Here is a 25,876-nt window from a genome sequence, read left to right on the forward strand (position 1 = left end):
GGCCTTTGCTCAGCCGCTAACAGTCATGCGCCAGGATCAACGATCACGGCGCCAGAACAATTCATGACGACGCACGGCCTTGCGGAAAAACTCGTTCTCGCCATAGGGCGAGGTTTTTCGGCCTGCCAGCCAACGTTGGAGCAAGCGTCGAATGCGACGCTTGAACGGTGCCGGCGGCTGCAAGTCATGCATCATGCCCAACGCCATCGCCTTGTCACGCTGGGTCGCGAGGTCTAGCGTCAGGCTGTACGGCGCCCAGATCTGACCATTCTCCAACTGTGGCGGCAAGGCTACGCCTGCACCGCTATCACCCATCGGCCAACGGTCGTTGTCATGCAGGTGGTTGGCATAGCCCAGTACGGTTTCCGGCTGCCACTCCAAGCCCTGCAAGGCTTCAAGCACTGCGGCTTGCGCACAGATATGGTCAGGGTGCGGGTCAAGACCCGGATGAGGCATTACCAGCACCTGCGGACGCGCTTTAAGCAGCACCTCGCGCAGGTCGGCCAGCAGGTTGTTCCAGGTGGGTGCGCCATCCTGATCACTCGGCAACGCCATCAGGTTGAATTGACGGAACAGGCGGGTATCGGCCAGGTCCGCCTCGCGGGAGGAAACGGGCTGATCCGGCGCCGCCTGCATGGCCGGCAACTGCAGGCAAAAATACCCCAGCTGTACACACTGCGACTCAGGAACACCCGCCCAACGTGGCACGGCAATGCTGTCCCAGGCGCGCAAACGGCCCTTCATACGGGCAGACTCAACCTTGCTCATGCCCATCTGCTGATAGTGCTCAGCCTCGATTTCGCCAGCGGTCAGGGTGACCACCCAAGTCTCTTTCGCCTGGCTGTAGAGGCCGTAAGCAGCCAGCTCGGCATCGTCGGCATGTGGTGCGATAACCATCACGCGCTTGTCGCGCAGGTCACTGCCAGCGGCTACCCACAACCGACCTTCAGCAGGCAGTCGGCAATGACGCCCAAGCAAGCGCAACTGCCCGGCCGCCAGCGGCTCGGCGAGCCCGGTCAGGTTAAGGTAACGCAGACCCGCGACACCACGCTCGAAGGTTTGTCGGTCGTCGCTGTTCAGCGCCACCGAAGGATCAAGCAAGCGCCCCAGCCAGCGGCTCTTGAGACGCAGCTCCAGCACCAGGGTTTCGTCCCCTGCAAGCTGCAACGGCGCCTGCGCCTGAACGACGCCATCGACCAGTTTGACCGGATGCGCCCTGCATTCGGGTGGAAACTGATACTGGTAATCCTCGCCAGGCGAGTAGAACAGGTGGTCGGCGAACCAGGCCTCATGCGCAGCCCACAGCAGTGGCAGCAGCAACAGCGGCAACCACCAGTGCACAAAGACGCCCAGGCCCAGCAGCAGCACCAAGCCGACCAGCAAGCCCATGCGCTTGTTGCGTCGGTGCTGTTTGAGCAATTGCTGCTTGCGGCTCACACCTGAAACACCGGCACGGGGTTGCACCAACGATCTTTGTACTCTCGATCGGCGCGACCAAAGGAAAACCGCAGTGGTTTATTGCGCGCCCGGGCATCTTCCCAGGCCGCCTGGGTATTGAGGAAACTCAATACGCTACCGGGGCTGAACGCCTTGGTTTGCGGGTCAACACCACCGTTGATGTACTCGACACTGATCCACTCTGGTGCTTCCACCCGGTAGACCAACTGAATGGCAATCGGCGCATCCTCAAGAAACAGCACCGAGCCGATCAGCAGTTCGCGCAGACGCTCGATCACCTCGGCCATGCGTTCGGCACCCGTAGCCGGAAACCCCCAGCGACGCTGGAACAGATCGCAGTAGATCGCTGCCAGTTCACTACTGGTGAACGACGATACCGGGCGCACCTGGCCGCCCGCCTCTTCCAGCAAGCGCAATTCGCGACGCTGGTTGTAGCGAAACTTCTTCGACAACTCTTCAGGCGTGCGCGCCATCGCCAGCGACTCGGCTTGCGGCTTGAGCTGGGTGAAGCGGCCCTGATTGAGCTCGGACAAGTAACGCCCGGCATGGCGCAGCGGTGCCTGGGCATCGGCAGCGGCAGGCAGAATCAGCTCGGCGTTACCCAAGTCGTACAAACCCTTCTTGCCATGACGCTTGAGTACGTCTTTTGACAACGCCAGGTAACGCCCCCAGGTAGGGATCGCCGCCTTCAGCTCGCCATCGCGCTGCCAACCGAGGTAGCGCACCGGAATCTGCGCCAGCTCTGCCAGTTGCTCGACCACCAGCGGGTGCGTGGCAACACTGCCACCGAAGCGCTGCCAGGCCTGCGCATACGCCGCCCCATCGATCTCGCTCCAGCCGCGCTCGCGCCAGCCTTGAATTCGATTGAGCATCAAACCTCCGCAGTCAACGCACGCACCGCTGGCAACTGCCAGAACGTATCGCGCACAGCACTATCGGAAAAACGCTCATGCAGCCGCGCAAGCATGCGCTCGGCACACTCCTGGCGCTGCCCTTGATCAAGCACGGCCAGATGCTGCAACCCTTGGGCCAGACGGCTGGCGTCTGCCAACGGGAACAGAATACCGACACCCTCAACCACCTCCACGGCGCCACCACAGGCGGTTGCCAGCACCGGCACGCCAGCGACCATGGCCTCCAGCAGCACCATGCCGAACGGCTCGTGGTCGGAGCTCAGGGCAAAAGCGTCGAACGCCTGGAAGTAGCGTCGGGCATCAGCGACCTGGCCAAGAAAATCCACTTGCCCAGCGATACCCAATTCGACCGCCAGGTCCTTCAACGACTGCTCCAGTCGTCCCTTGCCGAGAATCGCCAGGCGCGCACCGGCCGGCAAGCCTGGCAACGCCTCGGCAAAGCCACGCAGCAAGGTGGCCTGGTCCTTGTCTGGGTGCAGGCGCCCGACATTGCCGACAATCCAGGCCTGTGGGTCCAGCCCCAGCGCTTGTCGCGCCTCGGTTGCGGGCACCAATGCAGACTGCAGTGCCTCGATGTCGATGCGGTTGTAGAGGGTCTGAATGCGCTCAGCTGGCCACTTGGGCAAGCACTTGCGCATGTCGTCACGCACCGCGTCGGAGACACCGAGCAAGCTCAAGCGCTTGGCGAACAGGTTGGCGAACAGCCGACGACTGCTGCGCTGATAGTCGCCAAACGCGTGATGCACACCGATCACCGGCAAGTTACTGCCAAGCAAGGCGATGTAGATCGGCTTGAAACGGTGAGCGATGCAGAAACTGAAATTACGGCTGGCAACGATCCGCCGTAACGCGCGGATCGCCCCCAATTTCAGGCCACGGATAGCCTTGGAGCTGAACTCCAGGAAGATCACCTCATCAGAGGCGCAACCGGCGGCCACCTGCGGATCGGCAGCACCGGTAAGGAACACCGTGGTGACCTTGTAGTCGCTGCCGTTGAACAGGCTGGCGTACTGCCGCGCGCAGTCCAGAAACGGACCGTCATAGCCGTGGCAGAACTGCAGGACGCGCTTTTCAGCCCTGGACGTCATAAGTGTTCGCGCCGTCCTTGACTACCAGAATGTCTTCCATGATCAGGTACTGCAGGTCCGAACCGAAGAACATGTTCAGAGCGTCGGTCGGCGAGCAGATCATGGGCTCACCACGGCGGTTAAGCGAAGTGTTGAGCGAAACACCATTGCCGGTGAGTTTTTCCAGCGCCTTCATCATGTCGTAGTAGCGCGGGTTGTATTCGCGCTTGAGCACCTGGGCCCGCGAGGTGCCGTCTTCGTGGACGACCTCTGGCACACGGGTTTTCCACTCTTCAGCCACTTCGAAGGTGAAGGTCATGAACGGTGCCGGGTGATCGATCTTGATCATCTGCGGGGCGACGGTGTCGAGCATCGACGGGCAGAAAGGCCTCCAGCGCTCGCGGAACTTGATCTGATGGTTGATGCGGTCGGCAACGCCGGCCACGCTTGGACAACCAATGATCGAACGACCACCCAGAGCACGCGGACCGAACTCCATGCGCCCCTGGAACCAGGCCACCGGATTGCCATCGACCATGATCTGGGCGATCTGCTCGGGCATGTTTTCCAGCTTGCGCCATTTCGGCTGGCTCGGGTGACGGGCACAGGCGGCGATCACGTCCTCGTTGGAGTACGCAGGGCCGAGGTAGACGTGTTCCATCTTCTCGACCGGCACACCGCGGGCGTGGGAAACATAAGCTGCCGCACCCACTGCAGTACCGGCGTCACCGGAAGCAGGCTGAACGAACAGCTCCTTCAGATCAGGACGGGCAATGATCTTCTGGTTGAGCTTGACGTTCAGCGCGCAGCCGCCAGCGAAGGCCAGCTTGCCGGTTTCCTTGAGGATGTCGCCCAGGTAGTGGTCGATCATCTGCAGGGCGATCTTCTCGAACAGCGCCTGCATGCTCGCAGCGTAGTGAATGTACGGCTCGTCGGCGATGTCGCCTTCGCGCTTGGGGCCCAGCCATTCGATCAGCTTCGGCGAGAAGTAGAAGCCCTTGCCCTTTTCTTTGTAACGGCGCAGGCCGATAACGTTGGCATAGTCGGTGTTGATGACCAACTCGCCGTTCTCGAAGCTGGCCAGACGCGAGAAGTCATACTTGCTGGCGTCGCCATACGGCGCCATGCCCATGACCTTGAACTCGCCATCGAGCATTTCGAAGCCGAGGAACTCGGTGATCGCGCCATACAGGCCGCCGAGCGAGTCCGGGTCGAAGAATTCCTTGATCTTGTGGATCTTGCCGTTTTCGCCGTAGCCAAAGAAGGTTGTGGCGTATTCGCCTTTACCGTCGATCCCGAGGATCGCGGTTTTTTCCTTGAAGCCCGAGCAGTGGTAGGCACTGGAGGCGTGCGCCAGGTGGTGCTCGACCGGCTCGATCTTGACCTTCTTCGGGTCGAAGCCCAGTTGCTCCAGGCACCAGACGATTTTCTTGCGGTAGCGCTTGTAGCGACGGTTGCCCATCAGGATCGCGTCCAGCGCACGGTCCGGGGCGTACCAGTAGCGCTTGGCGTAGTGCCAGCGGGCCTTGCCGAACAGACTGATCGGGGCAAACGGAATGGCCACCACGTCTACGTCAGACGGCTTGATCCCCGCCTGTTCCAGGCAAAACTTCGCCGATTCGTAGGGCATGCGGTTCTTTGCATGTTTGTCGCGCACGAAGCGCTCTTCTTCAGCGGCGGCAATCAGCTTGCCGTCGATGTACAGGGCCGCGGAAGGATCATGGCTAAGGGCGCCGGACAGGCCAAGAATCGTCAATGCCAAGGGTCTAGCCTCTTCAAACTGTAAATATGCGCCCTGGCCCCGTGGGGCGAGCGGCAACGAAAGAGCGGGATTATAACCCAAACTGTAGGAGCGGGCTTGCCCCGCGATTGTTGCGAGGCAGTTACACTCTGTCGCGGGGCAAGCCCGCTCCCACAACCGCAGTTATTCGGCGATCAGCCAGTCCATGCGCCAGCTACCTTGGGTCTGCGCCAGCACTTGGGAGAGCCACGGCAGCAATTCACGCAGCTCATCTTCCAGCCCCCATGGCGGATTGGCGATGACCAGCCCGGAGCCATTCAGACCCTGCGGACTGTCCTGGGGATGCACATACAACTCGACGCGCAGCAGCTTAGGGGCGCCAGTACTGGTCAGATCCTGATAGAAACGCACCAGCTGACGCTGATCCTTGATCGGATACCAGATCGCCGCGACGGTCTGGCGCATGCGACCGATAGCCTCTTTCATCGCTACCGTGCAACGCTTGAGCTCATCAGGCTGCTCGAACGGCGGGTCGATCAACATCACCGCGCGTTTTTCCTGCACCGGCAGCAGCGCCCGCGGCACATGCCAGCCTTCACCCAGGTGCACCGTCACACGCGGATCTTTCTTCATGTTGTCTTTGAGCATGCGCCCGTCTTCAGGGTGCTTCTCGTTGAGCAACACGCGATCCTGCTGGCGCGCCAAGCGCCGGGCCAACTCGGGCGAGCCTGGGTAATAACGCAATTCACCGTCGGGATTCATCTTGCGCAGAATGCGCAGATAGTCAGCGGCCACCTCCGGCAGGTCATCACGCCCCCAAAGCCGCCCGACACCTTCAAGCCACTCACCGGTGCGTGTTGCCTGATCACCCTGCAAGTCATACAAGCCAAGACCGGCATGGGTATCGAGGTAGGCGAACGGCTGCTCCTTGCGCGACATCAGCGCAATCAGACGGGTCAATACAAGGTGTTTGAAGACGTCGGCATGGTTGCCGGCGTGAAAGGCGTGACGATAGTTCATGGCAACTCCTGCAAGACTGCGCAGTTTACCTTGTCGCGCCAGGCTGTGGGGCAACTGTCTTGCACCATCTGTGGGAGCGGGCTTGCCCCGCGAACACGGGCGAAGCCCGTGCCATTCACCGCAGTGCCTGCATCGCGGGGCAAGCCCGCTCCCACAGATGAGGCAAGACAGTTCCCACACAAAAAAATGGCCCGACCTTCAATGAAGGCCGGGCCATTTTCACGCGGAGTTCAGCAGTCGATCAATGACCGGCTTTGAACGCCTCATCTGCAGTTTCGAAACGCGAAACCATCGCAGCCGACGGGCTACCCGCCTTACTGACAATGTAGATAGCCAAGGCGCCCAGGATGAAGCCTGGGATAATTTCGTACAGACCCCAGATAGCGAAGTGCTTCCAAAGGACGACAGTAACCGCACCCACCAGGATACCGGCCAACGCGCCATTACGGGTCATGCCTTTCCACAGTACCGAGATCAGTACAACCGGGCCGAAGGCGGCACCGAAGCCGGCCCAGGCATAGCTGACCAGACCCAGTACACGGTTGTCCGGATTGGAAGCGATCATGATGGCGACTACTGCCACCAGCAGCACCATGGCGCGGCCGACCCAAACCAGCTCGACCTGCGAAGCGGTCTTGCGCAGGAAGGTCTTGTAGAAGTCTTCAGTCAGGGCACTGGAGCACACCAGCAGCTGGCAGCTCAGGGTACTCATGACCGCAGCCAGAATGGCCGACAGCAGTACACCGGCGATCCATGGGTTGAACAGGATCTTGGCCAGTTCGATGAACACACGCTCATGGTTCTCGGTAACCGGACCGGCAACTTCCGGGTGCGCCGAGAAGTAGGCGATACCGAAGAAGCCCACCGCACAGGTACCCACCAGGCACAGGATCATCCAGGTCATGGAGATGCGACGGGCCTTGGCGATCGATTTGACCGAGTCGGCAGCCATGAAGCGCGCCAGGATGTGCGGCTGACCGAAGTAGCCCAGACCCCAGCCCATCAGCGAGATAATGCCGATAAAGGTGGTGCCCTTGAGCATGTCGAAGTTCGCCGCATCCTTGGCCTCAATGGCCAGCATGGTGGTGTCGAAGCCACCGGTGGCGATCAGCACGATCACCGGGGTCAGGATCAGCGCGAAGATCATCAGCGTAGCCTGAACGGTATCGGTCCAGCTCACCGCCAGGAAGCCGCCAACGAAGGTGTAGGCGATGGTCGCCGCCGCACCTGCCCACAGCGCTGTCTCATAGGACATGCCGAAGGTGCTTTCGAACAGGCGGGCACCGGCAACGATGCCGGAAGCGCAATAGATGGTGAAGAACACCAGGATCACGACAGCGGAGATGATCCGCAGCAGACCGCTCTTGTCTTCGAAACGGCTGGAGAAGTAGTCCGGCAGGGTCAAGGCATCGCCGTTGTGCTCGGTCTGCACACGCAGACGACCGGCAACGAACAGCCAGTTCAGGTAGGCGCCGATGATCAGGCCGATGGCGATCCAGCTCTCCGACAGACCCGACATATAGATGGCGCCCGGCAGGCCCATCAGCAGCCAGCCACTCATGTCCGAGGCACCGGCGGAAAGCGCCGTTACAACGCTACCCAGGCTACGGCCACCAAGGATGTAGTCGGAAAGGTTGTTGGTGGAGCGATAGGCCATGAAGCCAATCAACACCATTGCCGCGATATAGATCACGAAAGTGATCAAGGTTGGATTGCTTACACTCATTGTTGCGCCCTGGCGTTTGTTTTTATGTAGCGACAGCCTCAGAGGAGGTTGCACCCAGGCCGCGAATCCTATGCAACAACGCAAAGTAGGTGCAACCAGTTTTTACAATACAGTTGCACCTCGTCGGATTTTTTGCGCACTAGCGGTTTTTTGCTCCTTTTTGGAGCAAAAAGCGTCGCCAACCGAAGAAAGTGCACCACAAACAACCATTCGTCCCCTGGGGTTTTACCCACCAGACGAGCTGCACTTTTTTCCTACAGAATTTGGGTTGCACTAGGTTGCACCCAGATTCGCGCGCGGCTAATCTTGACGCTAGCTTACGCCACAGCCTGTGGCAATAATGAGGATAAGAAATGGCGACGACCACCCTTGGGGTCAAACTTGACGACCCTACCCGTGAGCGACTCAAGGCAGCTGCGCAGTCCATCGACCGCACGCCGCACTGGTTGATCAAGCAAGCGATCTTCAACTACCTGGAGAAGCTCGAGGGTGGTGCCACCCTGACCGAACTCAACGGTCAGGCCATCGGCAATGGCGATGAAGTCGGCGAAGTGTCGGGCGATCACGCCCACCAGTGCTTCCTCGAATTTGCCGAAAGCATCCTGCCGCAGTCGGTACTGCGCTCGGCCATCACGGCCGCCTACCGTCGCCCAGAGCCAGAAGTGGTGCCAATGCTGCTGGAGCAGGCGCGCCTGCCTGCCGCCATGGCCGAAGCCACCAACAAGCTGGCTGCTGGCATTGCCGAAAAACTGCGTAACCAGAAGAGCGCCGGCGGCCGTGCCGGTATCGTTCAAGGCCTGCTGCAAGAGTTCTCCCTGTCGTCCCAGGAAGGCGTGGCCCTGATGTGCCTGGCCGAAGCACTGCTGCGTATTCCGGACAAAGGCACTCGCGACGCCCTGATCCGCGACAAGATCAGCACCGGCAACTGGCAGCCGCACTTGGGCAACAGCCCGTCGCTGTTCGTCAACGCTGCAACCTGGGGTCTGCTGCTGACCGGCAAGCTGGTCTCGACCCATAACGAATCCGGCCTGACCTCCTCGCTCAGCCGCATTATCGGCAAGAGCGGCGAGCCGATGATCCGCAAGGGCGTCGACATGGCCATGCGCCTGATGGGCGAGCAGTTCGTTACCGGCGAAACCATCGCCGAAGCCCTGGCCAACGCCAGCAAGTTCGAAGCCAAAGGCTTCCGCTACTCCTACGACATGCTCGGCGAAGCGGCACTGACCGAGCACGACGCACAGAAATACCTGGCCTCCTACGAGCAAGCGATCCACTCGATCGGTAAAGCCTCGCACGGTCGCGGCATTTATGAAGGCCCGGGCATCTCGATCAAGCTGTCGGCCCTGCACCCACGCTACAGCCGCGCCCAGTACGAGCGCGTGATGGAAGAGCTGTACCCGCGCCTGCTGTCGCTGACGCTGCTGGCCAAACAGTACGACATCGGCCTGAACATCGACGCCGAGGAAGCCGACCGCCTGGAGCTGTCGCTGGACCTGCTCGAGCGTCTGTGCTTCGAGCCACAACTGACCGGCTGGAACGGCATCGGTTTCGTTATCCAGGCCTACCAGAAGCGCTGCCCGTACGTGATCGACTACGTCATCGACCTCGCCCGCCGCAGCCGTCACCGCCTGATGATCCGTCTGGTAAAAGGCGCCTACTGGGACAGCGAGATCAAACGCGCCCAGGTCGATGGCCTGGAAGGCTACCCGGTCTACACCCGCAAGGTGTACACCGACGTGTCCTACATTGCCTGTGCACGCAAACTGCTGTCGGTACCGGAAGTCATCTACCCGCAGTTCGCGACCCACAACGCCCACACCCTGTCGGCGATCTACCATATCGCCGGTCAGAACTACTACCCTGGCCAGTACGAGTTCCAGTGCCTGCACGGCATGGGTGAGCCACTGTACGAACAAGTGGTCGGCAAGGTTGCCGATGGCAAGCTGAACCGTCCGTGCCGCGTATACGCCCCGGTTGGTACTCACGAAACCCTGCTGGCTTACCTGGTCCGCCGCCTGCTGGAAAACGGCGCCAACACCTCGTTCGTCAACCGCATTGCCGACCAGTCGATCTCGATCCAGGAACTGGTCGCCGACCCGGTTGCCACCATCGAGCAAATGGCTACTCAAGAAGGTAGCGCCGGCCTGCCGCATCCGCGCATTCCACTGCCGCGTGACCTGTACGGTGCCGAACGCGCCAACTCTGCTGGCATCGACATGGCCAACGAACATCGCCTGGCCTCGCTGTCCTGCGCACTGCTGGCCTCCGCGCACAACGACTGGAAAGCCGCCCCGATGCTCGGTTGCGCCTCCAGCAATGAAGCTGCCGCTGCGGTCCTGAACCCGTCTGATCACCGCGATGTGGTCGGCCACGTGCAAGAAGCCACCGTTGCCGATGTCGACAACGCCATCCAGTGCGCACTCAACGCCGCGCCAATCTGGCAGGCCACGCCGCCAGCTGAGCGCGCTGCGATCCTCGAGCGTGCCGCCGATCTGATGGAAGCGGAAATCCAGCCGCTGATGGGCCTGCTGGCCCGTGAAGCTGGCAAGACCTTCGCCAACGCCATCGCCGAAGTGCGTGAGGCCGTCGACTTCCTGCGTTACTACGCCGTCCAGGCCCGTAACGACTTCAGCAACGACGCCCACCGCCCGCTAGGTCCGGTGGTGTGCATCAGCCCATGGAACTTCCCGCTGGCGATCTTCAGTGGTCAGGTTGCCGCCGCGCTGGCTGCGGGCAACCCGGTACTGGCCAAGCCTGCCGAGCAAACCCCGCTGGTCGCCGCTCAGGCTGTGCGCCTGCTGCTCGAAGCCGGTATCCCTGAAGGCGTGGTGCAATTGTTGCCAGGCCGTGGTGAAACCGTCGGTGCGCGCCTGGTCGGTGACGACCGCGTCAAAGGGGTGATGTTCACCGGTTCCACCGAGGTTGCTCGTCTGCTGCAACGCAACATCGCTGGCCGCCTGGATTCCCAGGGCCGTCCGATCCCGCTGATCGCCGAAACCGGCGGCCAGAACGCAATGATCGTCGATTCCTCGGCGCTCACTGAGCAAGTGGTTATCGATGTGGTTTCCTCGGCCTTCGACAGCGCCGGTCAGCGCTGCTCGGCACTGCGCGTACTGTGCCTGCAGGAAGACTCGGCCGACCGCGTGATCGAGATGCTCAAAGGTGCCATGGCCGAAAGCCGCCTGGGCAACCCGGAGCGCCTAGCCGTAGACATCGGCCCAGTGATCGATGCAGAAGCCAAGGCTGGCATCGAGAAGCACATCCAGAGCATGCGCGACAAAGGTCGTTCGGTGTACCAGATCGCCATCGCCGACGGCGAAGAAATCAAACGCGGCACCTTCGTCATGCCAACCCTGATCGAACTGGAAAGCTTTGACGAACTGCAGCGCGAAATCTTCGGCCCGGTACTGCACGTGGTGCGCTACAACCGTAAGAACCTCGACCAGCTGATCGAGCAGATCAACGCTTCCGGTTACGGCCTGACCCTGGGTGTTCACACCCGGATCGACGAAACCATCGCCAAGGTCATCGACAACGTCAACGCCGGTAACGTCTACGTCAACCGCAACATCGTCGGTGCCGTGGTCGGTGTCCAGCCGTTCGGTGGTGAAGGCCTGTCGGGTACCGGTCCGAAAGCCGGTGGCCCGCTGTACCTGTACCGCCTGCTGTCGACCCGTCCTGCCGATGCGATCGAGCAATCGTTCCAGCGCACCGACGGCGACAACACCCCGGACACCCGTCTGCGTGATGAACTGAGCAAGCCGCTGCAAGCGCTGAAAGCCTGGGCTGCAAGCAACCAGCTGAACGAACTGGGCAGCCTCTGCGAGCAGTTCGCCAAGCAGTCGCAAAGCGGTATCAGCCGTCTGCTGGCGGGCCCGACCGGTGAGCGCAACAGCTACACCATCCTGCCGCGCGAGCACGTGCTGTGCCTGGCAGAGGTCGAAGCTGACCTGCTGACGCAACTGGCTGCAGTGCTGGCGGTTGGCAGCTCGGCCGTATGGCCAGAGGGCGAACTGAGCAAAACCCTGCGCAACCGTCTGCCCAAAGAGGTTCAGGCGCGCATCAAGCTGGTCGGTGACTGGACCAAGGACGAAGTAGTGTTCGATGCCGTCCTGCACCACGGTCATTCCGATCAACTGCGTGCGGTCTGCGAGCAAGTGGCCAAGCGCGCCGGTGCCATTGTCGGTGTTCATGGCCTGTCGTCGGGCGAAACCTCGATTGCCCTGGAGCGCCTGGTGATCGAGCGCGCGCTGAGCGTCAACACCGCTGCAGCGGGTGGTAACGCGAGCTTGATGACCATCGGCTGATAGCCTTAAGCAACAAATCGCGGGGCAAGCCCGCTCCCACAGGTGGATTTGAAACCTGTGGGAGCGGGCTTGCCCCGCGATGCTTTTCACTCAACCTTGGCTCAACACCCAGCTCAAATACAGCGCTATCAGGGTAGCCACTATCGTTATTACCCAGTGAATAATTCCGATAGCCATCCAGGCCCAGTTCGCCAGGGTGAACGATGAGTTGCTCACTCCCAGAGGGTCACCTTCTACGAAGTTGATCGCCCGTTGTATTGTGCTCATCAGCCACAGCTGAACGCCCATCAATGACACAGAGAACAAGAGCAACTTCAGCGAATCCGATAGTATTTCTCCAGACTGCTCGGTACTCCACTGCCCTACAGGCTCTTCTGTCAACACTGGTGGCGTCAGGCCCAAGGCAATTGAGAGTAGAGCAGTCATCACAAGCCCCAACATAAGCATCGCCGGCGACCACTCATATCGCTGCTTCCTAGATTGGATCTGCCGATCGAGTCTGGCCAGCAACGGATAGAGAAACAGAAGAGGGCATATTGAGCGCAAGAATGGGCTCAACTTTTCTCCCGTTGCCTGTCGATAAGCCGCCCAATTCCGATAATTCCAATAGAACATATAGAAACCAAACGTAAAAAAGCTCATCACGATGTGCTTCTTGACCGACACCACGAAAAACATCGGTTCAGTTTTAGATTCAGGCGACTTGTAGCCGATTTCAGTAGCGATAGTGCTCATTGCAGATAGTTAAGTCCGTAAAGGGAAGACTCCGCTATCAGACAGACTGCAACGACGCCATGTATGCAGTCCAATTCCTCAAATCATGTACGCTCCGTCTCTCGTTTACGATAAGCCCACCCCCACAAATCCTGGTGGGAGCGGGCTTGCCCCGCGATGAATTACGGCTAAGCCCTCAGTCCTGAGGTAGCACCACGAGCATTAGCTGGCCGGAGCAGGAAGTACCGCAAGGATCTAATGCAACGGTCGCGCTGGTGCCTGCATCTGCAACTGGATCAATGCGGACTCAAGCAGCACGCTCAGTGACTCGATCTCATGCATTGTTGCCATCATCAGAATCGAAACGGGCGATTTGGGCTGTAGCAGAATCGCCTGATGAGCCACGGCTTGCGCGCACTGTGCATAATCCGCAGCCTGGATGAGCGTATCTTCAAGGGTATGGTGATGATGGGGTGGGTCGGGGACAATTTTCAGCATTGTGTGTTTTTCCTGAAAATGGGCCGCCATCCTCTTGCTGTCAAACATGAAGGGTGGCAGCTGTGCATGGGTTGACAGACCGGCAGGAAAAACCAAAAAACCCGGCGCACACAAAGTGCCCCACGCACAGCCACCATAAAGGCAAAAGCCATGAGTTTTAACCTGGACGGCCTGTCAAAGCCGGTCGTTGATGCGCAACGACTCACCGAGACTAGGGGGCAATCCAGAGCACTGCAATGACTTGGAAGTGCCAGAAGTATCTTTGGGAAATGGCCTACAGGAAAGAGGAGAAGTCTTAAAAACCTTGTCAGAATTGCCGCCAGCCATGGCACACAACTTTGCCTGACTTATCACCCTCACCTATTTCCCTGTTACCTCCCACTCCCCGCCTCTAGACTCGTCCGATCACACGATAGGACCGCCGCCATGTCCGAGACTCTGCTCAGCGCCCGCAACCTCGCCTTCGAACTCTACGAAGTGCTCGACGCCGAGGCCCTCACCCAACGCCCACGCTTTGCCGAACACACCCGCGAGACCTTCGACGCCGCCCTGAGCACGGCACGCACCATCGCCGAGAAGTACTTCGCCCCACACAACCGCAAAGGTGACGAACAGGAACCGCGCTTTGAAAATGGCGAAGCGGTGCTGATCCCGGAAGTGAAACCTGCGGTGGATGCCTTCCTTGAGGCGGGCTTCCTCAACGCTACCCGTGATTTCGAAGTCGGTGGCATGCAGCTGCCTACCCTGCTCTCGCAAGCCTGCTTTGCCCACTTCCAGGCGGCTAACGCGGGTACCACCGCTTACCCGTTCCTGACCATGGGCGCCGCCAATCTGATCGAAAGCTTTGGTAGTGACGAGCAGAAACGCCTGTTCCTGCAGCCGATGATCGAAGGCCGTTTCTTCGGCACCATGGCGCTGACCGAACCTCATGCTGGCTCATCCCTGGCCGACATCCGCACCCGTGCAGAACCCGCCGAAGACGGCAGCTACCGTTTGCGCGGCAACAAGATTTTCATCTCGGGCGGCGACCATCCGTTGTCAGAGAACATCGTCCATATGGTCCTGGCCAAACTCCCGGATGCACCGCCAGGCGTCAAAGGCATCTCGCTGTTTATCGTGCCCAAGTTCCTGGTCAACACCGACGGCAGCCTTGGCCCACGCAACGATGTGCAATTGGCCGGTTTGTTCCACAAGATGGGCTGGCGCGGCACCACGTCGACGGCGCTGAACTTTGGCGACAACGGCCAGTGCGTCGGCTACCTGGTGGGCAAGCCGCACCAGGGCCTGGCCTGCATGTTCCAGATGATGAACGAAGCGCGTATCGGCGTCGGCATGGGGGCGGTGATGCTCGGTTATGCCGGTTACCTGTATTCGCTCGACTACGCCCGTCAGCGCCCACAAGGGCGTCCGCTGGACAACAAAGACCCTGCGACCGCAGCGGTGCCGATCATCAGCCATAGCGATGTAAGGCGCATGCTGCTGACCCAGAAAGCCTATGTCGAGGGCGCTTTCGATCTAGGCCTGTACGCGGCGCGGCTGTTCGATGAAACCCAAAGCGGCGAGACCGAGGCCCAGCGCCAGCAAGCCCACGAACTGCTCGACCTGCTCACCCCGATCGTCAAATCCTGGCCTTCGGAGTTCTGCCTCAAGGCCAACGAGCTGGCGATTCAGATCCTCGGTGGCCACGGCTACACCCGCGAGTACCCGGTCGAACAGTACTACCGCGACAACCGCCTGAACCCGATCCACGAAGGCACCCACGGCATCCAGTCGCTGGATTTGCTCGGGCGCAAGCTGGCACAGAACGGTGGCGCCGGGCTCAAGCAACTGGTGCGCCTGATTGCCGGTACCTGCGAGCGGGCCAGCGGGTATGTCAGCCTCGACCACCTGCGCACGCCACTGGAGCAATTACAGGTGCGTCTGCAACGTGTGACGCTGGGGCTGCTCGGCGATCTGGCCCAGGGCCAGGTCAACAGCGCCCTGGCCAACTCCGCGCTGTACCTGAAAGCCTTCGGCCACTGTGTGATCGGTTGGCGCTGGCTGGAGCAGGCCATTCATGCCGAACAAGGGCTAGCACACGGCAACCCGGCGGACCGCGAGTTCTATCAGGGCAAACTGCAAGCGGCGCGTTATTTCCTGACCTGGGAAGTGCCGGGCTGCCATAATGAGCTGGCATTGCTCGAGGCCCGCGACGACACCTGCCTGAGCATGCGCGACGAGTGGTTCTGAGGGGGAACCACCGTATCCACGGAGGTTCTTGCATGTTCGAGATGACTGCAGTGCTGCGCCAACGCTTTGCCGCGTTGCGCAGCGGTGCCGAGTTTTTTTCCCTGCGCTATGTGCAGCAGTCCCAGCAACAACTGTCGGTGCGCAAAAACGTTGCCGAACCGCCGTTTATCTCCCGCGACGAAGGGGCCATGCTGACCGTCAGGCTCAACGGCGTAGAGGCCTATGCTGCCACCGCTGACCTTTCGCAATCGGGTTTGCAACGCGCCCTGGAGCAGGCAGAGCACCTCGCCGCTCAGATTTTCACGCGCACGCTGCTGGATCTGCGTGAGCAACCAGTGGCCACTGAACGCACCGACTATTGCTCACCCAACCTTGAGCAACGCTTCCCGTCACTTGCTGACTGCTACGACCTGCTTGCCCGTGAGTCGGGCAGCGTGCCCGCCGACAGCCGCCTGGTGAACTGGCAGGCAAGCCTTGGCATCAGCAACGTCGAACAGATCTACCTGAACACCGCTGGCGCCGAGTTGCGTCAGGCGCAGCGCTTTGTCTACCCGGGGTTCAGCGCCACCGCCTTCGATGGCCTGGACAGCCAGAGCCGCACCCTGGGCCGGGAAAACTTCGGCCAGCAAGGCGGCATGGATGTGATTGAGCGCTGCGGCCTGGTGGGCGCCGGGGCCAAGGTTGCCGATCAGGCCCTGCAGCTGCTGCTGGCGCCCAACACCCCGAGCGGTGTGCGCGACCTGTTACTGATGCCGGACCAGATGATGCTGCAGATCCACGAGTCCATCGGCCACCCGCTGGAGATGGACCGGATCCTCGGTGACGAACGCAATTACGCCGGCACCAGTTTCGTCAAAGCCAGCGACTTCGGCACCCTGCAATACGGCTCGAAGCTGCTCAATGTGACCTTCGACCCGAGCATTGGCGAAGAACTGGCCAGCTACAGCCATGACGACGACGGCACAGCCGCCAACAAGCAGTTCTTGATCCGCGACGGCCTGCTGGTACGGCCACTGGGTGGAGCGCTGTCGCAGTTCCGCTCGGGCCTGGACGGTGTAGCCAACAGCCGTGCGTGCAGCTGGAACCGTGCGCCGATTGACCGCATGGCCAACCTCAACATCGAGCCGGGTGACCAACGCCTTGATCAGCTAATCGGCAATATCGAGCACGGCATCCTGATGCGTACCAACCGTTCCTGGTCTATCGATGACGCCCGCAACAAGTTCCAGTTCGGTTGTGAATGGGGCCAGTTGATCGAAAACGGCGAGCTCAAGCACGTGGTCAAGAACCCCAACTACCGAGGTATTTCCGCGCAGTTCTGGGGCAACCTCAGTGCCGTGGGTGACGCCAGCACATTCCAGGTCCTGGGCACACCCAATTGCGGCAAGGGCGAACCGAACCAGGTGGTCCGGGTCGGGCACGCCTCGCCCGCCTGTGTATTCAGCCAGATCGACGTATTCGGAGGAGACGCCTGATGGCTGCCACCCCACTGCACAGTTTCCAGCGCCTGGTGAGCAGCCTGCAGGAGCAGGTCAACGCCGCCGAACACTTCACCCTGAGCTACAGCGCCGAACACTCGCACTTCATCCGCTTCAACCACGCCAAAGTCCGCCAGGCCGGTGACGTGCTGCAGGCCAGTTGCATCCTCAAACTGGTGAACGACGGCCGCCAGGGCGAACTGCAGTTCACCTTGAGCAATGACCCCGACGTCGACCAGCAGCGCCTGGCCGAAGCTATCGAACAACTGCGGCAAACCCTGCCGCTGCTTGAGGCCGACCCTTACCTGCAACTCAATGACAGCGCTTGGCAAAGCCACAGCGTGCAGGATCAAGCGCTGCCGGAAATCGAGCAGGTACTGACGCAGATCGAGCAAGGTGCCGGCGAACTGGATTTGGTTGGCATCTACGCTGCTGGCCCGATCTGCCGCGGCTTTGCCAGTTCGTTCGGGGCCTTTGGCTGGCACCAGGCCAACAGCTTCAACTTCGACTGGAGCCTGTTCCACCCCAACGGCCAGGCAGTCAAAGCCAACTATGCCGGGCAGTACTGGGACAGCGAAGCCTTCGCCGAGCGCCTGCGTCTGGCACGCGAGCAGCTGGAATACCTCGGTCGCCCGCTCAAGCAACTGACACCCGGCGAATACCGCGCCTACCTGGCACCGGCCGCCATGGACGAAATCATGGGCATGCTGTGCTGGGGCGGCTTCTCTGCCCAGTCACTGGCGACCAAGAACAGCCCGCTGCAACGCCTGTACGCCGGTGATGCCCGCCTGAGTCAGCAGGTCAGCATTGCCGAGCAGGTCAGCGGCTCGCTGAGCCCGGCGTTTTCCGATGAAGGCTCACCGCGCAGCGACCTGCGCCTGATCGAGCAAGGCCAGGGGCTGGACCGGCTGATCTGTGCGCGCAGTGCCGCCGAATTTGAACTGGCGGCCAACGGTGCCGACAGCCATGAAACGCCCTGCGCCTTGAGCATGGCTGCGGGCGAGCTGGAGCACAGCGACATCCTCAGCCGTCTCGGCACCGGTCTGTACATCAGCAACCTGTGGTACCTGAACTTCTCCGACCTGCCTGCCGCACGCATGACCGGGTTGACCCGTTTCGCCACCTTCTGGGTCGAGGACGGGCAGATTCAGGCGCCGGTGAGCACCATGCGTTTTGATGACAGCGTCTACAGTTTGCTGGGTTCCCAGCTTGAGGCACTGACACGCGAGCGCGAGCTGATTCTGTCGACCAGCACTTACGGACAGCGTCAGACCAGCTCCAGCCATTTGCCGGGGGCTTTGGTTAAACGCCTGACCCTGACGTTGTGATACACCTGATCGCGGGGCAAGCCCGCTCCCACCGGAGCGGGCTTGCCCCGCGATAGGTCCTTGAAGGATTAAAGGCCATGCCCGAGCGCACCCCGCTGGACCCCATAACCGCCCGCTGGATCCCTTGGGTCGTGGCCATCGCTTTCTTCATGCAATCGCTGGATGGCACCATCCTCAACACCGCCCTGCCGGCCATGGCCCGTGACCTGGCGGAAGACCCGCTGCGCATGCAATCGGTGATCATCGCCTACATGCTCACCGTGGCCCTGCTGATTCCCGCCTCAGGCTGGATTGCCGATCGCTTCGGCACCAAGCGGATCTTTTTCGGCGCGATCTTGCTGTTCAGCCTCGGTTCCCTGCTCTGCGCCCTGTCCGAAAGCCTCAGCATGCTGGTCGCCGCACGGGTAGTCCAGGGCTTGGGCGGCGCCTTGATGTTGCCGGTCGGGCGCTTGGTGGTACTTCGCGCCTACCCGCGCTCGGAGCTGGTGCGGATCATGAGCTTCATCACCATTCCCGGCCTGCTCGGCCCGTTGCTAGGCCCGACCATGGGTGGCTGGCTGGTGGAGATCCTCAGCTGGCACTGGATCTTCCTACTTAACCTGCCGGTGGGCGTGGTCGGTTGCTATGCCGTCTGGCGCTTCATCCCCGACCTGCGCGGCAGTGAACGCACACGCTTCGATACGGTGGGCTTTGTGCTGTTCGGCGCGGCGATGGTGCTGATCACCATTGCCATGGAAGGCCTGGGTGAACTGCATCTGCCGCACCTGCGGGTGATGCTGCTGTTGTTTGCCGGCATGGCCTGCCTGGCCGCCTACTGGTTACGCGCAGGCAGCATCGACAATCCGCTGTTTTCTCCCAGCCTGTTCCGCACCCGAACCTTTTCCGTTGGCATCCTTGGCAACCTGTTCGCCCGTCTGGGCAGCGGCGCCCTGCCGTTTCTGGTGCCGTTGCTGCTGCAAGTTGCCTTGGGCTACTCACCTGCTCAGGCCGGCATGAGCATGATTCCGCTGGCCGCCGCGGCGATGGTGGCCAAATCCATTGCCCGGCCACTGATCGAGCGCTTCGGCTACCGCACCATCCTTACCGGCAACACGCTGTTGCTCGGCCTGTTGCTGGCGAGCCTGGGCCTGGTGGACGAGCAAACGCCCTATGCCCTGCTGTTGTTCCAACTGGCCCTGCTCGGCGCGGTGAACTCCATGCAGTTCACCGCGATGAACACCGTGACGCTGATCGACCTCGACGATGCCAGCGCCAGCAGTGGCAACAGCCTGTTGTCGGTGGTGGCGCAACTGTCGCTGAGCCTGGGCGTCGCCTGTGCCGGCGCCCTGCTCGGCGGCTTCAGCGCCGCAGGCAGTGCTGAAGGCGTAGAAAGCACGTTGGGGGCCTTCCAGCTGACCTTCCTGACCATTGGCTTGATGGCCATGCTGGCGGCGGCGATCTTCATGCAACTGTCGAGGACAGACGGAAGGCGTGCCCGTCGTCCGGAACCGGAGATCGAGGCTTAGGGCTATTGGCGTCGAGACTGGTACACTGCGCGACATTTTGTTTTGCAGGCCCGTCTCGTGACCACCATTGCCACCGCCTTCGCCACTTTGCCGCTGTCCGCCGCCATGCTGGCCAACCTGGAAGCCCTCGGCTACGCCCAGATGACCCCGATCCAGGCACAAAGCCTGCCGGTAATCCTCAAGGGCCTGGACCTGATCGCCCAGGCCAAGACCGGTAGCGGCAAAACCGCTGCGTTCGGCATTGGCCTGCTCAACTCGATCAACCCGCGTTACTTCGGTTGCCAGGCCCTGGTGCTGTGCCCGACCCGCGAGCTGGCCGATCAGGTGGCCAAAGAGCTGCGCCGCCTGGCCCGCGCCGAAGACAACATCAAGATTCTGACCTTGTGCGGCGGCGTGTCCCTGGGCCCACAGATCGCTTCGCTTGAGCACGGCGCGCACATCATTGTCGGTACCCCAGGCCGGGTGCAGCAGCACTTGAGCAAAGGCACCCTGGTGCTCGACGGCCTCAACAAGCTGATTCTCGACGAAGCCGACCGCATGCTCGACATGGGCTTCTACGACGCCATCGCCGACATCATCGGGCAAACCCCGAGCCGCCGTCAGACGCTGCTGTTCTCGGCGACCTATCCCGCTGGGATCAAGCAACTGGCTTCGTCGTTCATGCGCGACCCGCAAACCGTCAAGGTCGAAGCCCTGCACGCCGATACCCAGATCGAACAACGCTTCTATGAAATCGCTCCGGAACAGCGCCTGGAAGCGGTCACCAAAGTGCTCGGGCACTTCCGCCCGCAATCCTGCGTAGCCTTCTGCTTCACCAAGCAGCAGTGCCAGGAGCTGGTCGAACACCTGCAAGCCAAGGGCATTTCCGCCCAGGCCCTGCATGGCGACCTGGAACAGCGCGACCGTGACCAGGTGCTGACCCTGTTCGCCAACCGCAGCCTTTCGGTGCTGGTAGCCACTGACGTTGCCGCCCGCGGCCTGGACATCGATGCCCTGGAAATGGTCATCAACGTCGAACTGGCCCGCGATGCCGAAATCCATGTGCACCGCGTCGGCCGTACCGGCCGTGCCGGTGAGAAAGGCCTGGCGGTGAGCCTGGTGGCCCCTGCCGAAGGGCATCGTGCCCAGGCCATCGAAGACTTGCAGAAGTCGGCGCTGCGCTGGGAACAGCTGGACAGCCTCAAGGCCCAGAACGGCGCGCCGCTGCTGCCGACCATGAGCACCCTGTGCATTGCCGCCGGACGCAAAGACAAACTGCGCCCGGGCGATATCCTCGGCGCCCTGACCGGTGACGCTGGGTTGCCGGGCACCCAAGTGGGCAAAATCGCGATTTTCGACTTCCAGGCGTTTGTCGCGGTAGAGCGCACGGTGGCCAAGCAGGCCCTGCAACGACTCAACAGCGGCAAGATCAAAGGCCGTTCGTTGCGGGTCCGCATCGTCTGAGTTGTTTGAAACTTTTCGCGGGGCAAGCCCTCTCCCACAGCCCTTGTGGGAGCGGGCTTGCCCCGCGATGACTTCCCCACCGTACCAGAGGATTTTGCAGTGCGCTCCACCGAAGTGATCATCATTGGCGCAGGCGCCGCAGGCCTGATGTGTGCCCTGACCGCCGCCGGTCGCGGCCGTCAGGTGCTGCTGCTCGACCACGCCAACAAACCGGGCAAGAAGATCCTGATGTCCGGGGGTGGCCGCTGCAACTTCACCAACATGTACACGGAACCGGCCAACTTCCTCTCGCAGAACCCGCATTTCTGCAAGTCGGCCCTGGCCCGCTACACCCAGTGGGACTTCATCGAAATGGTCGGCAAGCACGCCGTGCCGTACCACGAGAAGAAGCTCGGCCAACTGTTCTGCGATAACAAGTCCAGCGACATCCTCGACATGCTCCTGCGCGAATGTGCCCAGGCCGGTGCCGAACTGCGCATGGACACCCGCATCGAGCAGATCGAGAAAATCGACAGCGGTTACCTGCTGGAAACCAGCGCCGGGCAACTGCAGTGCCAATCGCTGGTGATCGCCACCGGCGGCCTGTCGATCCCGACCCTGGGCGCCACCGGTTTTGGCTATCAGGTGGCTCGCCAGTTCGGTCACAACCTGTTGCCGACGCGTGCCGCACTGGTGCCGTTCACCATCACCGAGCCGGTGCTCAAGGGCATCTGCACCGAGTTGTCGGGCAGCTCGGTGGATTGCATCGCCAGCTGCAACGGCACCAGTTTCCGCGAGAACCTGTTGTTCACTCATCGTGGCCTGAGTGGCCCGGCGATCTTGCAGATCTCATCGTTCTGGGAAGCGGGCGACACCGTCGAAATCAACCTGCTCCCCGACCACGACGCCCTGACCTGGCTGCAACAGCAACAAGCCGAGCGCCCTAACAGCGAACTGAAGACCTTGCTCGCCGAAGTCTTCACCAAAAAGATGGCCAACCTGCTCAGCGAGCACTGGTTCGTCTCCAAGCCGATGAAGCAGTACACCCCGGCAGAGCTGGCGCAGGTCAGTGACAAGCTCGGCGCCTGGCAGGTGGTGCCAGCCGGTACTGAAGGCTACCGCACGGCTGAGGTAACCCTCGGTGGCGTCGATACCCGCGAGGTGTCGTCGAAAACCATGGAGTCGCTGAAAAGCCCTGGCCTGTACTTCATCGGCGAAGTACTCGACGTCAGCGGTCACCTGGGCGGCTTCAACTTCCAGTGGGCCTGGGCATCGGCTTACGCGGCCGCGCAGTTCGTCTAACCTTCGCGGTAGAATCAGCGCATCAAGGAACAAATTTTGCTGTTCAGAGGCTAGCGGTAACACGCTTGCCATCTGAATGGCTCAATTTCGATCATCGCCCAAGGCCTGCCTACCTGACATGTCATCCCCCTCGCTCAGCCAATCATTGCGTCGCCTCTGGGCCCTGGACAAATTCAGCTATGCCATCCGCGTACTCATCGCCCTGACCGGCAGCATGGTGCTGTGCTGGTACCTGGATGAGATGAGCCTGCTGATCCCGCTGTTCCTCGGCATTATCGCCAGCGCCCTGGCCGAGACCGACGACAGCTGGCAAGGGCGCCTGAACGCCCTGGCCGTTACCCTGGTGTGCTTTACCGTTGCTGCGTTGTCAGTGGAATTGTTGTTCCCCTACCCGCTGGTGTTCGTCTGTGCCCTGGCCCTGGCAAGCTTTGCCCTGACCATGCTCGGCGCCCTGGGTGAACGCTACGGCGCCATCGCCTCGGCGACCCTGATTCTGTCGGTCTACACCATGATTGGAGTCGACCAGCGCGGTGGTGAAGTCAGCGATTTCTGGCACGAACCCCTGCTGCTGGTGGCCGGTGCGGCCTGGTATGGGCTGCTCTCGGTACTATGGCAGGCGCTGTTTTCCAACCAGCCGGTGCAGCAGAGCCTGGCGCGGCTGTTCCGCGAGTTGGGGCGTTACCTGAAGCTCAAGGCCACACTGTTCGAACCGATCCGCCAGCTGGATGTGGAAGCCCGACGCCTGGAACTGGCGCAGCAAAACGGTCGTGTGGTGGCGGCGCTGAATGCGGCCAAGGAAATCATCCTGCACCGGGTCGGCAATGGTCGGCCAGGCTCGAAAGTCAGCCGTTACCTGAAGCTGTACTTTCTCGCTCAGGACATCCACGAGCGCGCCAGCTCGTCCCACTACCCCTACAACGCCCTGGCCGAAGCCTTCTTCCACAGTGACGTGCTGTTTCGCTGCCAGCGCCTGCTGCGCCAGCAAGGGGTAGCGTGCCAGCAATTGTCCGAGTCGATCCAGTTGCGCCAGCCGTTCACCTACGACGCTGGAACCGCCCAGGCCCTGGAAGACCTGAACGCCTCGCTTGAACACCTGCGCATCCAGAGCAACCCGGCCTGGCGCGGGCTGCTGCGCTCCCTGCGTGCCCTGGCCGCCAACCTGGCCACCCTCGACCGTCTGCTGAGCGATGCCAGCAACCCCGACAATCTGGCCGACGCCAGCGACAGCAGCCTGCTCGACCGCTCGCCCCACAGCCTGGCTGATGTCTGGAGCCGCCTGCGCCAGCAACTGACCCCGACCTCACTGCTGTTCCGCCACGCACTGCGCCTGCCGCTGGCCTTGTCGATCGGTTATGGCATGGTGCACCTGATCCACCCCACCCAGGGCTACTGGATCATTCTGACCACCCTGTTTGTCTGCCAGCCCAACTACGGTGCGACTCGGCGCAAGCTGGTGCAACGGATCATCGGCACTGGCATTGGCCTGACAGTGGGCTGGGCACTGTTCGACCTGTTTCCGAGCCCGATCATTCAGTCGCTGTTTGCAGTGGCCGCCGGCGTGGTGTTCTTCGTCAACCGCACCACCCGCTACACCCTGGCCACTGCGGCGATCACCCTGATGGTGCTGTTCTGCTTCAACCAGGTCGGCGACGGCTACGGGCTGTTCCTGCCGCGCCTGTTCGATACCCTGGTTGGCAGCCTGATCGCGATTCTCGCGGTGTTCCTGTTCCTTCCAGACTGGCAGGGACGACGCCTGAACAAGGTGCTGGCCAACACCCTGAGCTGCAACAGCATCTACCTGCGCCAGATCATGCAACAGTACGCCCAGGGCAAGCGTGACGACCTCGCCTACCGCCTGGCCCGGCGCAACGCGCACAACGCTGATGCGGCGCTGTCGACGACGCTGGCCAACATGCTCATGGAGCCCGGGCATTTTCGTAAGGAAGCCGATGTCGGTTTTCGTTTCCTGGTGCTCTCGCACACCTTGCTCAGTTACCTGTCAGGGCTGGGCGCGCACCGGGAAACCACCCTGCCTGCCGATGTTCAAGAGCAGTTGATTGACGGTGCTGGCGCCAGCCTGGCCAACAGCCTGGATGAGATTGCTGAAGGCCTGGCGAGCAAATTGCCGGTGGCGATTCACAGCGATGCGGAAGAAGCCCTGGCCACCGAGCTTGAGCAGATGCCCGAAGAGCTTGAGGAGAACCAGCGTCTGGTGCAAACCCAACTGGCCCTGATCTGCCGGCAGTTGGGCCCATTGCGCACCCTGGCCGCCCATTTGATCAAAGACACCCCGACCTGATCAGAAGCCGTAGTGCTTGAGCAAGCGCTCATAGCTGCCATCGGCTTTCATTTCGCTGATCGCCTGATTAAAGCCCGCGACTACCTTTTGATGCTCGGGGGTCTTGAGGCTCACCAAAATGTGCAGGGTGTTTTCGCCCAGCGGTTTTTCGACGACCTCGATACTGTCGCGGACCGAACGCGTCTCGCGTTGCAGGAAGTACCGCGCAACGTACTCGTCTTCAAGGGTTAGCCCCACCCGCCCGGCCGCCAGCATGCGTACCGCAACGGAAAAATTGCGCACCGGTATTTTCTGCAAGCGCACATCTGCATCGAACGCAGGCGAATAGGCATAGTCCCTGACAACGGCAATAGGATAGGGATACAAATCGCTCAATGCCTTGAACCTGAGCGGATCACCCTTGCGCTTGAGCAGGCGGATACGATTGGTCATGTAAGCGCTCGAAAACGCGCCAATATGGGTACGGCTTTCGTTGAACCAGGCATTGATCAATACGTCGTAGCGCCCTTCCTCAACCCCCAGCAAGGCCCGCGCCCAAGGCGCCTGCTCGAACTCGCTGGTGAAACCGGCGCGCTGCAAGGCGGTGGTGACAATCACCGTGGCCAAGCCGCCACCCGGCATGCTGGCGTCGGTAAACGGTGGCCAGCTGTCGGCGACCAGGCGCAGTTTTTCCGCGTGGGCGGTGTTGTACGCCAACAGCAATCCCAACAAAACCAAGGCTCGAAGCAGTGCGGCCATGCTCAAATCCTTTAGTACACACGCCATTACATGTCGTTGATATCAACTGTTCGAGCGCTATTGCTGCCTGCTCGGTTACGCAGGTTACACAAATAAGAAGCCTGAAGTCAGAACCAATGATGTCAAATGG

17 protein-coding genes are annotated in these 25,876 nt (G+C 61.3%); 8 read left to right on the forward strand and 9 right to left on the reverse strand.

The genetic code is table 11. The features are described 5' to 3' along the window. Nucleotides 1-36: 36 nt before the first annotated feature. The 6 genes from ACP6KB_RS25415 to putP all read right to left on the reverse strand — a co-directional run bounded on the left by ACP6KB_RS25415 (nt 37) and on the right by putP (nt 7,926). The gene (locus ACP6KB_RS25415) at nt 37-1,437 is read right to left on the reverse strand and encodes a PIG-L deacetylase family protein (RefSeq protein ID WP_442110282.1); all 1,401 of its coding nucleotides are present in this window, start codon (nt 1,435-1,437) and stop codon (nt 37-39) included. Then, complete coding sequence (locus ACP6KB_RS25420; protein ID WP_442110284.1) at nt 1,434-2,330, reverse strand: antimicrobial resistance protein Mig-14; 897 nt, start codon at nt 2,328-2,330, stop codon at nt 1,434-1,436. Before ACP6KB_RS25420 ends, ACP6KB_RS25415 begins: the two co-directional genes overlap by 4 nt. Beyond that, nucleotides 2,330-3,460: a glycosyltransferase gene (locus ACP6KB_RS25425; RefSeq protein ID WP_442110286.1), complete on the reverse strand. Its 1,131-nt coding sequence runs from the start codon at nt 3,458-3,460 to the stop codon at nt 2,330-2,332. Before ACP6KB_RS25425 ends, ACP6KB_RS25420 begins: the two co-directional genes overlap by 1 nt. Further along, nucleotides 3,444-5,201, reverse strand: coding sequence for a carbamoyltransferase family protein (locus tag ACP6KB_RS25430; protein ID WP_442110288.1), 1,758 nt, complete (start codon nt 5,199-5,201; stop codon nt 3,444-3,446). Before ACP6KB_RS25430 ends, ACP6KB_RS25425 begins: the two co-directional genes overlap by 17 nt. 162 nt (nt 5,202-5,363) lie before the next feature. Next, on the reverse strand, nt 5,364-6,200 hold the full coding sequence (locus ACP6KB_RS25435) for a 23S rRNA (adenine(2030)-N(6))-methyltransferase RlmJ (RefSeq protein ID WP_442110290.1): 837 nt from the start codon (nt 6,198-6,200) through the stop codon (nt 5,364-5,366). A gap of 241 nt (nt 6,201-6,441) precedes the next feature. Further along, on the reverse strand, nt 6,442-7,926 hold the full coding sequence (gene putP, locus ACP6KB_RS25440) for a sodium/proline symporter PutP (RefSeq protein WP_442110292.1): 1,485 nt from the start codon (nt 7,924-7,926) through the stop codon (nt 6,442-6,444). 353 nt (nt 7,927-8,279) lie between these two features. Between putP and putA the strand changes: the two genes are divergently transcribed. After that, nucleotides 8,280-12,233 carry a trifunctional transcriptional regulator/proline dehydrogenase/L-glutamate gamma-semialdehyde dehydrogenase gene (gene putA, locus ACP6KB_RS25445; RefSeq protein ID WP_442110294.1) on the forward strand — a complete coding sequence of 1,318 codons (3,954 nt, stop codon included), beginning with the start codon at nt 8,280-8,282 and terminating at the stop codon, nt 12,231-12,233. Between the two features lie 90 nt (nt 12,234-12,323). Here the strand turns inward: putA and ACP6KB_RS25450 are convergent, their stop codons facing one another. Further along, nucleotides 12,324-12,968: a hypothetical protein gene (locus ACP6KB_RS25450; RefSeq protein ID WP_442110296.1), complete on the reverse strand. Its 645-nt coding sequence runs from the start codon at nt 12,966-12,968 to the stop codon at nt 12,324-12,326. 234 nt (nt 12,969-13,202) lie between these two features. Then, on the reverse strand, nt 13,203-13,445 hold the full coding sequence (locus ACP6KB_RS25455; protein WP_442114378.1) for a hypothetical protein: 243 nt from the start codon (nt 13,443-13,445) through the stop codon (nt 13,203-13,205). 426 nt (nt 13,446-13,871) lie between these two features. Between ACP6KB_RS25455 and ACP6KB_RS25460 the strand changes: the two genes are divergently transcribed. The 7 genes from ACP6KB_RS25460 to yccS all read left to right on the forward strand — a co-directional run bounded on the left by ACP6KB_RS25460 (nt 13,872) and on the right by yccS (nt 25,008). Beyond that, nucleotides 13,872-15,674: an acyl-CoA dehydrogenase gene (locus ACP6KB_RS25460; RefSeq protein WP_442110298.1), complete on the forward strand. Its 1,803-nt coding sequence runs from the start codon at nt 13,872-13,874 to the stop codon at nt 15,672-15,674. Nucleotides 15,675-15,706: 32 nt separating this feature from the next. Beyond that, the gene (locus tag ACP6KB_RS25465; RefSeq protein WP_442110300.1) at nt 15,707-17,149 is read left to right on the forward strand and encodes a TldD/PmbA family protein; all 1,443 of its coding nucleotides are present in this window, start codon (nt 15,707-15,709) and stop codon (nt 17,147-17,149) included. Further along, nucleotides 17,149-18,480, forward strand: a complete 1,332-nt coding sequence (locus ACP6KB_RS25470) for a TldD/PmbA family protein (protein WP_442110302.1) — start codon at nt 17,149-17,151, stop codon at nt 18,478-18,480. The genes ACP6KB_RS25465 and ACP6KB_RS25470 overlap by 1 nt, the downstream gene beginning before the upstream one ends. 77 nt (nt 18,481-18,557) lie before the next feature. Next, nucleotides 18,558-19,985, forward strand: coding sequence for a multidrug transporter subunit MdtD (mdtD, locus tag ACP6KB_RS25475; protein WP_442110303.1), 1,428 nt, complete (start codon nt 18,558-18,560; stop codon nt 19,983-19,985). Nucleotides 19,986-20,090: 105 nt separating this feature from the next. Further along, a complete protein-coding gene (gene dbpA / locus ACP6KB_RS25480; protein WP_442114379.1) occupies nt 20,091-21,428 on the forward strand; it encodes an ATP-dependent RNA helicase DbpA in 1,338 nt (445 codons plus the stop codon). A 99-nt stretch (nt 21,429-21,527) separates the two neighbouring features. Then, nucleotides 21,528-22,709, forward strand: a complete 1,182-nt coding sequence (locus ACP6KB_RS25485; protein ID WP_442114380.1) for an NAD(P)/FAD-dependent oxidoreductase — start codon at nt 21,528-21,530, stop codon at nt 22,707-22,709. A 118-nt stretch (nt 22,710-22,827) separates the two neighbouring features. Beyond that, the gene (yccS, locus tag ACP6KB_RS25490; protein WP_442110305.1) at nt 22,828-25,008 is read left to right on the forward strand and encodes a YccS family putative transporter; all 2,181 of its coding nucleotides are present in this window, start codon (nt 22,828-22,830) and stop codon (nt 25,006-25,008) included. On the opposite strand, the gene ACP6KB_RS25495 is transcribed toward yccS, so the two are convergent. Then, nucleotides 25,009-25,746, reverse strand: a complete 738-nt coding sequence (locus ACP6KB_RS25495; protein WP_442110307.1) for a substrate-binding periplasmic protein — start codon at nt 25,744-25,746, stop codon at nt 25,009-25,011. Nucleotides 25,747-25,876: the final 130 nt, after the last annotated feature.

It is taken from the genome of Pseudomonas sp. NUPR-001 (genome assembly GCF_052147955.1).
In the GTDB taxonomy this organism is placed as follows: domain Bacteria; phylum Pseudomonadota; class Gammaproteobacteria; order Pseudomonadales; family Pseudomonadaceae; genus Aquipseudomonas.